Consider the following 12,521-nt stretch of genomic DNA (forward strand, 5'->3'; position numbering starts at 1 on the left):
CATTCTAGCGATAACAAAAAGATTCGAGCAAAAAAAGATGGTACCCGCGAGTACCATCTTTTTTTTGCTTATACTTCAATAATAATCGGTAGGATCATTGGTTTTTTCTTTGTTTGATTAAAAATATATTTCCCAACTGATTTTCTTACATCTTGTTTAATTGCACTCCATTGATTTCTTCCCGATGACTTTTCTTGATCTCTAACGGTTTGGGTAATCAGTTTGTTCACCTCATCAAGTAATTCCTCAGATTCTCTCATATAAACGAATCCACGTGAAATAGTATCAGGTGGAGAAATAAGTTTCTTTTCATTCTTGCTCATTGTTAGGACAATAACTAACATACCATCTTCAGAAAGCTGTTTGCGATCGCGCAAAACTACTTCTCCTACACCACCAATTCCAATCCCATCAATGTATGTATTACCAGTTGGTATTGTTCTCGTTTGTCGTGCAACTGAATCGTCAAGATCAACAACATCACCATTATTAAGAATAAATGTGTTGTCCTTCTCTACGCCAATTGATTCCGCTAATAAGCGATGTTTGAATAACATACGATATTCGCCATGTATTGGAATGAAGTATTTTGGTTGCATGAATGTTAGCATCAATTTTAAATCTTCCTGGTAGCCATGTCCCGATACGTGTAGACCGGATGAACTTTCAGAGCCATAGATTACTTTAGCACCAAGTAAATACAAATTATCAACTATTCGCGTAACATTTGTTTCATTACCAGGTATTGGTCCCGCAGCAAAAATCACTGTATCTTCTGCGAGTATATCAACGCCTCTAAAGTTACCCGTCGATAAACGCGATAAAGCTGCAAGTGGTTCACCTTGACTACCCGTACAAAGAATCGCAACTTTTTCAGGAGGCATATCATTAATTGCGGCTTGATCGATCAACATGTCATCCGGAATTTCTAAATAACCACGCTCGGTTGCAACTTCTACAACATTCAGCATACTCCGACCAAGAAGTGCAAGTTTACGACCGGTTACTTGTGCAGCATCAACTACTTGTTGTACGCGATAAATATTTGATGCAAAAGTTGAAATAATAACTTTTCTTTCCGCTTTTTCAAACGCTTCAATTATATGCTCCCCAACCATTTGTTCAGATGGTGTTAAACCTGGACGTTCAGCATTCGTACTTTCTGATAAAAGAAGTAATACACCCTCTCTACCGATCTCAACCATCTTATGAATATCTGATTTCCGATCATTTGCAGGCGTTAAATCAAACTTAAAGTCACCAGTATGCACAATATTTCCCTCTGGTGTTTTGAACACAATACCAAGACAATCCGGAATACTATGACTAACTTTAAAAAAACTCACTTCGATTTGATCAAATTCCAATTGGGTGTGTGAATCAATTTCAACCAACTCTGTTTCTCTCAATAGTCTGTGCTCTTTTAGTTTAATTTCAATTAATCCTAAGGTAAAACTAGTTGCGTAAACAGGCACCTGTAGTTCTTTCAAGAAAAATGGAATAGCTCCAATATGATCTTCATGGCCATGCGTAACGATTAACGCCTTCACTTTATCTTTATTTTCTACTAAATACGTAATATCTGGAATGATTAAATCAATCCCTAATAGACTTTCATCTGGAAATTTGTTTCCGCAATCAATCACAAAAATAGCTTCATCATACTCAATTGCATACATATTTTTCCCGATTTCACTTAAACCACCTAGTCCGAAAACGGATATCGTTTTATTAGTATTCGCGTCTCTCAAATGAATATCCTCCCATCGTAAATAATACTTTAGTATGCCCTGATGGGTGGACTATTATGAATGATTCCCATAAAAAAAAGACCCATATATAGTGATATGGAATCCTTCTTTGTCAACCTTCTTATGGATTAGTGGACCATAACCCCGCAGTTTTGATAAATGCACGTGGATGTAATTTTAATTGTCCAATAATAAATTCTGCTAAGTCTTCTGGTTGCATAACCTTTTCTGGATCACCGTCAGTTAAGTTATTGGTAACCGCAAGCTCAGTAGCAACTGTACTTGGTGTTAAGCCACTTACACGAATATTATGTTTGCGAACTTCCATTGCTAATGACTCCGTTAAACCAAGCAACCCGAATTTCGAGGCACTGTATGCACTAGTTGCAGGAGCACCCTTCTGTCCAGCAGTTGAGGCGATATTAATAATATCCCCACCATTTTTCTCAATTAATTGAGGTAACACAGCTCTTGTCACATAATAAACGCCCATTAAATTCACATCAATAATATTTTTCCAATCTTCTGGATTCAAGTCAAGAAATCCACCAAATTTGGCTATACCTGCATTATTAATTAAAATATCAGTCGATCCTAGTTCATCTGTGACTTTTTTAACAGCTGCTTCTACTTGCTCATTTGAAGCTACATCAACTGTTGCATAAGCAACTTTAACTCCAAGCGCCTCAATTTCTGCTGCAACACTTTTTAGGTCCTTTTCAGTTCGCGCAAGCAATCCTACATGGACGCCTTCTTTCGCTAATGCAATGGCTGTTGCTTTTCCGATACCTTTACCAGCACCAGTAACGAGCGCTATTTTACCTTTAATCGATTGTCCCATACAAAATACCCCTTTTCTTTGAAAAATTTGTTGGTTGAAAAAACTTCTATTAATTCATGTTATCACATGTAAGTGCCTTCTGCTATTTCTACTAGTTAAGGAACAAAAATACTTTTTTTCTATGTAAATTCTACAGACTATCGTATTATTTCGGCTTAATTCGGAAACCTTATCGGATAGGAGTGATAACAATGACACAAAAATACATGTCTATTGAAGATTTTAATGAAACACTTAAAGAGTGGACCGGCAAAACCATTGAAATATCGAAACACGAACTTGCAGACGACGATAACACAATCTTAGAATTAACCTCTATTTCTTATTCAAAGGATACTAGACGGCTTGATGAATACGAACCCATGCATACATTACAATTAAATGGTTCTGGTGAAATTAATACAGATGAAAAGAAACAACAGTCTCTCCCCTCATCTTTATATGAAATACCAATTGAAGACTCAACCATTTACAAATTTGAAGACTCAAAATTTACATTAATCACGGACAGAGGTACCTATACCATTAAGCTTGCAACAGATGAGTAATCTAAAATCTGGCCCCCTAAAGCATTACAAGATATGCTACTGGGGTTTTTGTTTTGAAAGCTTAGTAAATAATGTTGTCCACTATAAAATTCCAAACAAAAACCCCTCAATGCTTTACGCATCAAGGGGTTTTGCCTATTAATATGTTTGCATGTATTGTTCTCTTTCCCAAGGGTGTACTTGCGTGCGGAACATGTCCCATTCGATTTCTTTAGATTCAACGAAATGTTCGAATAAGTGCTCACCAAGAGCTGAAACCAATACGTCATCACCTTTAAGTAATTGTACTGCATCATATAGAGTAGCTGGCAGATCTTGAACGCCATTTGCTTCTCTTTCCTCTTTGTCCATTACATAGATGTTACGATTAATAGCTTTTGGAGCGTCTAGTTTGTTTTCGATACCGTCTAAACCAGAAGCTAATAATACTGCCATTGCAAGGTATGGATTAGCAGCTGGATCTACGCTACGAACCTCAATACGTGTGCTCAAACCTCTTGAAGATGGTACACGAATAAGTGGACTTCTATTAGAACCAGACCAAGCAACATAACAAGGTGCTTCGTAACCAGGTACTAAACGCTTATAAGAGTTTACTGTAGGGTTTGTAACTGCAGTAAAGCTTAATGCGTGTTTAATGATACCAGCGATAAACTGATAAGCAGTTTCACTTAATTGTAATGGACCATTTTCGTCCAAGAATGTATTCTTGCCATCTTTAAATAATGACATGTTACAGTGCATACCAGAACCGTTTACACCGAATAGTGGTTTAGGCATGAAAGTTGCGTGTAAACCGTGTTGACGTGCAATTGTTTTAACAACTAATTTGAACGTTTGAATATCATCAGCATGTTTCACTGCATTTGCATATTTAAAGTCAATTTCATGTTGTCCTGGAGCAACTTCGTGGTGAGAAGCTTCCATTTCAAAACCCATTTCTTCTAGTTCAAGAACGATATCACGACGGCAATTTTCACCAAGATCTGTAGGTGCTAAATCAAAATAACCACCATGGTCATTTAAATCTAATGTAGGATTACCTTTTTCATCTAGTTCGAACAAGAAAAATTCCGGCTCTGTACCAATATTAAATGTAGAGAATCCTAGTTCTTCCATTTTCTTAATATTACGTTTTAAGTTGTAACGTGGGCAACCTTCAAAAGGCGTACCATCTGGATTATAAATGTCACAAATGAAACGAGCAACTTTTCCTTTTTCAGATGTCCAAGGAAATACTACGAAAGTATCTAAGTCTGGATATAGTTTCATATCTGATTCTTCAATACGAACAAATCCTTCGATTGATGAACCATCAAATACCATTTCATTAGCGAATGCTTTGTCTAGTTGACTTAAAGGAATCTCAACGTTTTTAATTGTTCCTAGTAAATCCGTGAATTGAAGACGGATAAACTTAACGTTTTCCTCTTTAATTAGTTTTCTGATTGAATCTTGCGTAAATTTTGACATGCTTTCCTCTCCTTTAGGTAATCTTTTTAATGGAAAAACCTTGAAAGTTCTCCCTGTCTTAACGAAGCCTTGCCTAACCTACCTGATTCCAGCAACTCTTTTTGGAGTATTTTTCTGAGTTCCTTTTCTGTTAATTCAGGTGGCATTTGCTCATCTACTACTTTCGTTTTTGGTAAGTCTTTAACAGATAAGACTTGTTTAATACCAGCCAAGTTAATTCCTTTATCGATTAGTTCTTTTATTTCTAAAAGACGATCTACATCATTAAAAGAAAACAAGCGCTGATTACCATCAGTACGAGCAGGATGAATTAAATTGTGTTCTTCGTAATAACGAATCTGTCTTGCAGTTAAATCAGCCAAAGATTTGACTATACCAATGGAAAATAAGGGCATTGAACGTCTATCGATCTCGCTCATAACCTCCACCCCTTCCTAACTTGCCTTTCCATATTCCCATTATACATTTGCTAATATAATTGTCAATACGTGTGAGCTTTCTTTACATAAAAAGATTCAAAAAATTTGTATTATTCATTAAAATCACATAAATTTAACCTTATTATTCCATTTATTGGTCTACCCTTTGCTGATTAATTCAGAAAGCCTTTTTCATAAAAACTTTCAATTGCTTCTATTATTGCTATTTTAACATGTGCATATACCAAGCCACCTTGAACATATGCTGTATATGGCGAACGAATCGGTCCATCTGCTGTTAATTCAAGACTTGCACCTTGGATAAATGTACCAGCAGCCATAATTACATCATCCTCATATCCAGGCATGTCAGCTGGATATGGCGTTACGTGTGCATTTATTGGGGACGATCGTTGAATAGATTGACAAAAAGCAATCATTTGTTCTGCCGTATCAAAAGTAACAGATTGAATCAAATCTGTTCTGTGGACATTAAAAGCAGGTGTAGTACTAAATCCAACTACTTCTAACATCCGTGAAGTGAACACTGCTCCTTGTAATGCTTCACTTACAACATGTGGTGCAAGAAAAAAGCCTTGAAACAACTCTTGTGTAACACCCAAACTCGCTCCAGTCTCTTTCCCTAAACCAGGCGCAGTCAAGCGATTAGCTGCAAGTTCAATTAAGTCTTTCTTACCTGCGATATAACCACCCGTACGTGCGATTCCACCACCTGGATTCTTAATCAAAGAACCAGCTATTAGATCTGCTCCTACATGTGTTGGTTCTTTTTCTTCTACAAATTCACCATAACAATTATCAACAAAAACAATTACATCTTCTTTAATTGACTTCACATATGTAATCATTTTTTCTATTTCATCAATTGTAAATGATGGGCGATCTGCATATCCTTTAGAGCGTTGGATACCAATTACCTTTGTTTGTTCGTTTATGTGACTTTTTACTGCTTGCCAATCTATCTGCCCTTGTTTTGTTAATGAAACCGCTTCGTATTCAATCCCAAAATCAATTAATGAGCCATTATTTTCACCACGCACCCCGACCACTTCTTCTAGTGTGTCATAAGGAGAACCCGTAATATATAACAATCCATCGCCAGGTCGTAAAACGCCAAAAAGTGCAGTCGTAATAGCATGTGTTCCAGAAATTAACTGCAGGCGCACGAGAGCATCTTCTGCACCAAATACGGTAGCATAGACGCGTTCTAGTCCATCTCGACCAGCGTCATCGTAACCATAACCAGTCGTAGGGTTAAAATGACTCTCACTAATCTTTTGATTGCGAAATGCATTTAAAACCCGTAGCTGATTGTGCTCTGCAGTTTGTTGAATTTTCTTGCGTTCTTGCTCAATATCTTTCTCTACTTGGATAATTTTTTCTTCTAACATTTGCTTCGTCGTTTGCTCCTTCTAGCTATATTGTAATGGATGGCCATCAGGCATATAACCTTGTACTAAATACGTTTCTTCATCTTCATTAAATTCTTGTTTCGTCATTAACGTATAATTACGAAAAGACAACAATCTTTTACCTTCTGTAGCCGAGATGATTTTTTCATAAAACACCCATTGCTCTTTTAATATTTCTTGTGTCTTTAACAATGTTTTATTCTGATCTTCTTGATTAAGTGCACTAATTAAAATTGATGGATGTACAGACGGAATAAAACCTGTTGTTAACAAATCCTTTTTATTATAGATCATTAAAGACGGGATTTTGTCTGCGTCTAAATCCTTCAACAGTTTCTGCACTGTCTCATAGTGTTGCGGGTAATCAGGATGGTTAACATCAATTACGTGATAAATAAAGTCCGCTTCTCTTACCTCTTCTAATGTCGAACGAAAAGCAGCAATTAACGCTGTTGGTAAATCCTGCATAAACCCAACCGTATCTGTTACGATTGATTGCAAACCAATTGGAAATTGCATTTGTCTGGACATCGGATCCAACGTTGCGAACAATTGATCTTCTTCCATTGAGTCACTTTTTGTTAGTCGATTAAATAGTGTTGATTTACCAGCATTCGTATAACCAACAATCGCAATTTGAAATGCTTTATTTGTTTTACGATGCTTGCGGTATTGGGAACGTTGGTTAACAACTGTTTCGAGTTTTTCCTTCACTTCATCAATCCGACGATTAATATGTCGTTTGTCTGTTTCAAGTTTTGTCTCACCTGGACCACGCGTTCCAATTCCACCACCTAGACGAGATAAAGAAGCACCTTGTCCATGTAAACGTGGAAGCATATATTTATATTGCGCTAACTCCACTTGCAATTTACCCTCTCTTGTATGGGCACGTTGCGCAAATATATCCAGAATTAATTGGCTTCGATCAATAATCGGTATTTCTAATTGTTCATGCAAATTACGCATTTGACTTGATGACAATTCGTCATTCGCGATGATTAAATCAACTTCTAATTCCTCAATTAATTCATTTAGTTCTTCCATCTTACCTTTTCCAATATATGTAGCGGGATGAGCGCGGTCCCGCTTTTGAATTAGCGTTTCAACAACTGTACCTTTCGCTGATTCTGTTAACGATTTTAATTCCTCTAATGAATAATATAATCGATCTTCATCACTCATTTTTTTGTGAACTGCAATGATTAGTACCTTTTCTACCATATTTTAATCCTCTTTTCTTCTATGACCCAATACTTCTATTCTAACACAATATCTTTAACTGTAATCAACATTAAATCATCTGTACTATAATGCCGCTTTTTTAATAAGCGAACAGCTTGTTTCCGAATTGCTTTTTCAATCATATTCCGCACTAAACGAGCATTAGCAAAATTCGTATGGTTGCTGTCACGCTTCGCTTTGGTTAGATGTGTTCTTAACTTCCATTCCGCTTCTTTCGTTAATTGATACTCTCTATCCGCAGTCATTTTGTGTGCAATATTGATTAGTTCATCAATAGAATAATCATCAAAATCCAAAACAATCGGAAAACGTGAACCAAGACCTGGATTCATCGATAAAAAGTATTCCATTTCTAACGGATACCCGGCCAATATTAAAATAAACTCGCCATGATGATCTTCCATCTGTTTCACTAGCGTATCGATTGCTTCTTTACCGAAATCTTTATCGCCACCTCTAGCTAAAGCATAAGCTTCATCTATAAATAATATACCTCCAAGTGCCTTGGTTACTAAATCACGTGTTTTCTTAGCGGTATGACCAATGTATTCTCCAACTAGATCCGCTCGTTCCGCCTCAATGAAGTGGCCCTTTGACAACATATTCAACTCCCGAAATAACACGGATAGTTTGCGTGCAACGGTAGTCTTACCTGTACCAGGATTCCCTTTAAACAACATGTGTAATACTTGTGGTTGTGTTTTCATGCCAACTTTTTCTCTTTGCTGATTAATTTGCACATTTGCATATATTTCTTTGATGTTATCTTTTAATAAATCAAGACCAACAAAACTTGAAAATGCTTGGTCCAACTGTTGAAAAGGGTCATAAAGCTTTTCATCACTATTACCTAATCGCTCGCGTTGATCTTGCAAGACAATATTAATTTGATTTTGTTTAGGAAAAGAAATTTGCGATTCCACCATCAATCACCCCTTACCATCCACATTATACGTGATGTAAGCCCAGTGTGTGACAGATGCCTTTATAATAATTCTGAAATAGCAATACATAAGTAGTGCCTATCCCATTTAAGGATACAAACAACATTTCAGTAACATCTATTTAATCAAAGAAAAATCCCTTATCAAATCCGTAATGGATTTAAAAAGGGAGCTAAAATGGAATATAGTATTTCCAGTTACATTACTCTTTTTCTAATGTAACATTTTTCACTGGTGCAAATGTAGAGATTGCATGTTTAAAGATTAATTGTTGCTTGCCATCTGTATCCAGTAATACGGTAAAATTATCAAATGCTTTAATCGTTCCCCTTAATTGAAAACCGTTTGTTAGAAATATAGTTACTTGGATATGGTCTTTACGTATTTGATTTAGAAATTGATCTTGAATATTAACAGATTGTGACATACTGAATTCCTCCTCTTTTCTATCTCTATTATATTATTTCTACTTCTTTTCGATCATTCCTGCTAAATCATCTAAAATTGTTTGAATTATTTTTAAGTGTTCTATAGGTTTGACCTCATACCAATGTACATCCATCTTATTTTTAAACCATGTATATTGGCGTTTAGCGTATCGTCTTGAATTTTGTTTTAACAGCATGATTACTTCTTCTAAAGATTGTTCCCCTTTAAAGTAAGGGATAAACTCCTTATATCCAATTGCCTGCATTGCTTGTACCTTTTCTAAGCCCATCGTGTAGAAATATTCTACTTCATCTAGTAATCCAGTTTCTATCATAAGATCCACACGTTGATTAATTCGATTATACAGTATTTCCCGGTCCATTTCCAATCCAATTAAAATAGGATTGTAAGGTGATGTGTCACTTTGGGCTGCATGGTGTTCTGTCATCGTTATTCCTGTTCGATCAAATACTTCAAGCGCTCGAATTACCCTTCTTACATTGTTTGGATGAATCTTCTCCGCTTGAGCGGGATCAATGACTTGTAACCTTTGATAGACCGACGCCATACCATGTTCTTCTATTTCACGTTCTATTTCTTCGTGAAACGTGTTGTCTCTTTTTTCGTCCGTAAATTGATAGTCATATAAAGCAGCTTTTATGTATAAACCTGTTCCACCGGCGATAATCGGAAGTTTTCCTCTCGCTTTAATTTCTTCAATATGTTGTTGTACTTCACGTTGAAAATCCGCAACAGAAAAGTCTTCGTCTGGTGATTTAATATCTAACATATGGTGATTGATTCCTTGTTGTTCTTCTTCTGTTACTTTAGCGGTGCCAATATCCATCCCTTTATAGATTTGCATGGAATCACCACTAATTATTTCTCCATCAAATTTTTTCGCAATTTCTATACTAAGGTTAGTTTTCCCAACCGCTGTTGGACCAACAACAGCAATAACAGTTTGTTTCATCGGTAATCCCCTTATCATCGCTATCATTTCTACTTGGACTAATTATACATTAAATTATATAAAAAAAAAGGCTCATGACACTTCCATCATGATACCCCCTCATTCATTATAGTTTTTGGTGTGCTTTAAGCATCCAAATATATTTTTCTAACTTCGTTTGAAAGCCAATTAAGAGATCCTCTGTAGGTTTATCTCGATAATCTCTAGCTTGTGGCAAAGCTTTTTGTTGTATTTCATCGCTAATCTGTTGGTAATCTTCTATTAATTGACGGATCATTTCTGAGCCCTCGTCATCTGCTTGCGCTTCTTTTAGACTCGTTGTTTCAAGATACTTTTCCATTATTGCAAACGGTCTTCCACCAATCGCTAATATGCGCTCTGCAATTTGATCAAAATCATTAGCTAGTTCCTTATAATGTTCCTCAAAAATAGCATGTAATGTAAAAAACTGACTTCCTTTGATATACCAATGATACCGATGTAATTTTACATATAGCACCGCAACATTAGATAATTCAAGGTTTAAATAATGAATCAAGTCTTTATTTTTTTGCATCTTGGCACCTAACCTTTTTACTAATAGCCTTTGATTAGATTCCTTTTTTATACACACATTTTACATCACGCGTTTAAACATCTTCTCCATCTCATATCCAGAGAAATGAATAATAATCGGTCGACCATGTGGACATGTAAATGGATCAGTCGATTTCCTTAGATCTTGTAAAAGTTGAAACATATCGTCTTTATTTAAATAATGATTCGCTTTAATCGACCGTTTACATGACATTAGGATTGCGGCATCCTCACGCAACTTAGCAATATCCACTTTGTCCTCAACCATTACTTGTTCCACAATATCACGAATAACCTCTTCCTCGAATCCTTGTGGAAACCATTGTGGATGTGCTCGAACGATATATGTTTGCTGACCAAAGTGTTCAAAAAACAAGCCGACTTTTTTTAATTCTTCTTGATGTTGTTCCACTAGTAATGCCTCTTGTTTTGAAAAGTCAAACGTTAACGGTAATAAAAGTTCTTGTAATTCGTTTGGAACATCGCCAATTTTATCGCGAAAATACTCATATTTAATTCGTTCCTGTGCAGCGTGCTGGTCAATCATATATAAGCCGTCTTCATTCTCCGCCATAATATACGTACCATGATGTTGTCCAATAGGATACATAACAGGAATCCGTTCGAGATTTGCTTCTTGATCTGGTAGATCATTTTCGTGCGTATCATTATCCTCTTCTACTGGTACGCGAGGGATCAAATCCAAATCATACGATGTCATAGATTCTAATGCTGCGGCTTGTGCTGACGCAAACGTATTCTGATCATCTCGAGGTGGTGTGTATGATTGCGTATTATGATCTTGTTCGATAGGAGCTTTTTTTTGATAATCAAAGGAAAAAGTGTGTTGTGTACTCTTTACTTTCTCCGTTTTTGGCTGATTCTGTTTGTTGTCAGGAATAAGTGTTTCTTTTCGAAAAGCTTTGCGAATTGTTTCTTCTACCGCATAAAATAATTCTTTTTCTTTACTAAAACGAACTTCTAATTTAGCAGGATGTACATTCACGTCAACTAAGATTGGGTCCATTTCAATTTCCAATATCACAATCGGGCTACGGCCAATTGGTAATAACGTATGATAGCCGCTTGCTATTGCTTTATTTAACGGAATGCTACGAATATAGCGTCCATTAATAATAGTTGAAATATAATTTCGGGATGCACGCGTTACTTCTGGTTTTGCAATATATCCTTTAATTGAAAAATCTAACGTCTCAATAGATACCGGAATCATTTTTTTCGCTACGTTAATTCCATAGACCTGCGAAATGACCTGAATGACATCTCCACGACCTGTTGTTTGGAAGATGTTTTTTCCATTATGGTACAGTTCAAATCGGATATTCGGGTTAGAAAGTGCCATTCGATTAACAACATCCGTAATGTGACCAAGTTCCGTATGAATTGTCTTCATATACTTCAATCGAGCTGGTGTATTGAAAAATAGTGCATCTATGCTCATTTCAGTCCCTTGTCTCGCATCACTCTTGTCCCTTTCAACAATCTTACCGCCATCTAGTTTTAAGACTGTACCCGCTTCCCCACCAGTTGATGTCTTTAGTGTTAGTTTACTAACCGCTGCAATGGAAGCAAGTGCCTCACCACGAAATCCTAATGTTTTGACATGAAATAAATCATTTTCACTCCGGATTTTACTTGTTGCATGACGCGCAAAGGAATGTTCCGCATCTTCCGGATCCATTCCCTCACCATTGTCAGTGATTTTAATTTGCTGGAGTCCAGCGTCTTCCACTTCAATTTTAATCGATGTACTATTGGCATCAATACTATTTTCCAATAATTCTTTAACAACAGATGCTGGACGTTCTACTACCTCTCCAGCCGCAATCTTATTAGCAAGTCCATCTGGCATTGGTAATATCTTCACC

Annotated in this window: 12 protein-coding genes; 1 reads left to right on the forward strand and 11 read right to left on the reverse strand. The window is 36.4% G+C overall.

Annotated elements, in window-relative coordinates; translation table 11 throughout:
* Positions 1-68: 68 nt before the first annotated feature.
* Together D2K60_RS08770 and D2K60_RS08775 are read right to left on the reverse strand one after the other, a co-directional pair.
* Positions 69-1,751 carry a ribonuclease J gene (locus tag D2K60_RS08770; RefSeq protein ID WP_240335284.1) on the reverse strand — a complete coding sequence of 561 codons (1,683 nt, stop codon included), beginning with the start codon at positions 1,749-1,751 and terminating at the stop codon, positions 69-71.
* A gap of 121 nt (positions 1,752-1,872) precedes the next feature.
* Complete coding sequence (locus tag D2K60_RS08775; protein ID WP_117169629.1) at positions 1,873-2,592, reverse strand: 3-ketoacyl-ACP reductase; 720 nt, start codon at positions 2,590-2,592, stop codon at positions 1,873-1,875.
* A gap of 191 nt (positions 2,593-2,783) precedes the next feature.
* On the opposite strand from D2K60_RS08775, the gene ymzB reads away from it, so the two are divergent.
* The gene (ymzB, locus tag D2K60_RS08780; RefSeq protein ID WP_117169630.1) at positions 2,784-3,140 is read left to right on the forward strand and encodes a protein YmzB; all 357 of its coding nucleotides are present in this window, start codon (positions 2,784-2,786) and stop codon (positions 3,138-3,140) included.
* A 138-nt stretch (positions 3,141-3,278) separates the two neighbouring features.
* On the opposite strand, the gene glnA is transcribed toward ymzB, so the two are convergent.
* From glnA to mutL, 9 genes are all read right to left on the reverse strand, one after another.
* Complete coding sequence (gene glnA / locus D2K60_RS08785) at positions 3,279-4,613, reverse strand: type I glutamate--ammonia ligase (RefSeq protein WP_117169631.1); 1,335 nt, start codon at positions 4,611-4,613, stop codon at positions 3,279-3,281.
* 26 nt (positions 4,614-4,639) lie between these two features.
* Positions 4,640-5,032, reverse strand: coding sequence for a MerR family transcriptional regulator (locus D2K60_RS08790; RefSeq protein ID WP_117169632.1), 393 nt, complete (start codon positions 5,030-5,032; stop codon positions 4,640-4,642).
* 173 nt (positions 5,033-5,205) lie between these two features.
* Positions 5,206-6,444: a methionine gamma-lyase family protein gene (locus D2K60_RS08795; protein WP_117169633.1), complete on the reverse strand. Its 1,239-nt coding sequence runs from the start codon at positions 6,442-6,444 to the stop codon at positions 5,206-5,208.
* Between the two features lie 21 nt (positions 6,445-6,465).
* A complete protein-coding gene (gene hflX, locus D2K60_RS08800) occupies positions 6,466-7,689 on the reverse strand; it encodes a GTPase HflX (RefSeq protein ID WP_117169634.1) in 1,224 nt (407 codons plus the stop codon).
* A 35-nt stretch (positions 7,690-7,724) separates the two neighbouring features.
* Positions 7,725-8,636, reverse strand: a complete 912-nt coding sequence (spoVK, locus tag D2K60_RS08805) for a stage V sporulation protein K (RefSeq protein WP_117169635.1) — start codon at positions 8,634-8,636, stop codon at positions 7,725-7,727.
* Positions 8,637-8,856: 220 nt separating this feature from the next.
* Positions 8,857-9,081, reverse strand: a complete 225-nt coding sequence (gene hfq, locus D2K60_RS08810) for an RNA chaperone Hfq (RefSeq protein WP_117169636.1) — start codon at positions 9,079-9,081, stop codon at positions 8,857-8,859.
* 39 nt (positions 9,082-9,120) lie between these two features.
* Positions 9,121-10,056: a tRNA (adenosine(37)-N6)-dimethylallyltransferase MiaA gene (miaA, locus tag D2K60_RS08815; RefSeq protein WP_117169637.1), complete on the reverse strand. Its 936-nt coding sequence runs from the start codon at positions 10,054-10,056 to the stop codon at positions 9,121-9,123.
* Between the two features lie 106 nt (positions 10,057-10,162).
* Positions 10,163-10,612: a Dps family protein gene (locus D2K60_RS08820; protein ID WP_117169638.1), complete on the reverse strand. Its 450-nt coding sequence runs from the start codon at positions 10,610-10,612 to the stop codon at positions 10,163-10,165.
* Positions 10,613-10,672: 60 nt separating this feature from the next.
* Positions 10,673-12,520, reverse strand: coding sequence for a DNA mismatch repair endonuclease MutL (gene mutL / locus D2K60_RS08825; protein ID WP_117169639.1), 1,848 nt, complete (start codon positions 12,518-12,520; stop codon positions 10,673-10,675).
* Position 12,521: the final 1 nt, after the last annotated feature.

It is taken from the genome of Paraliobacillus sediminis (genome assembly GCF_003426055.1).

Excerpts from the sequence above, each read along its gene's own strand:
- hfq (WP_117169636.1), bottom strand. The coding sequence starts at position 9,081 with ATGTCACAATCTGTTAATATTCAAGATCAATTTCTAAATCAAATACGT.
- D2K60_RS08790 (WP_117169632.1), bottom strand. The coding sequence starts at position 5,032 with ATGAGCGAGATCGATAGACGTTCAATGCCCTTATTTTCCATTGGTATA.
- miaA (WP_117169637.1), bottom strand. The coding sequence starts at position 10,056 with ATGAAACAAACTGTTATTGCTGTTGTTGGTCCAACAGCGGTTGGGAAA.
- D2K60_RS08820 (WP_117169638.1), bottom strand. The coding sequence starts at position 10,612 with ATGCAAAAAAATAAAGACTTGATTCATTATTTAAACCTTGAATTATCT.
- spoVK (WP_117169635.1), bottom strand. The coding sequence starts at position 8,636 with ATGGTGGAATCGCAAATTTCTTTTCCTAAACAAAATCAAATTAATATT.
- hflX (WP_117169634.1), bottom strand. The coding sequence starts at position 7,689 with ATGGTAGAAAAGGTACTAATCATTGCAGTTCACAAAAAAATGAGTGAT.
- D2K60_RS08795 (WP_117169633.1), bottom strand. The coding sequence starts at position 6,444 with ATGTTAGAAGAAAAAATTATCCAAGTAGAGAAAGATATTGAGCAAGAA.
- ymzB (WP_117169630.1), top strand. The coding sequence starts at position 2,784 with ATGACACAAAAATACATGTCTATTGAAGATTTTAATGAAACACTTAAA.
- D2K60_RS08775 (WP_117169629.1), bottom strand. The coding sequence starts at position 2,592 with ATGGGACAATCGATTAAAGGTAAAATAGCGCTCGTTACTGGTGCTGGT.
- glnA (WP_117169631.1), bottom strand. The coding sequence starts at position 4,613 with ATGTCAAAATTTACGCAAGATTCAATCAGAAAACTAATTAAAGAGGAA.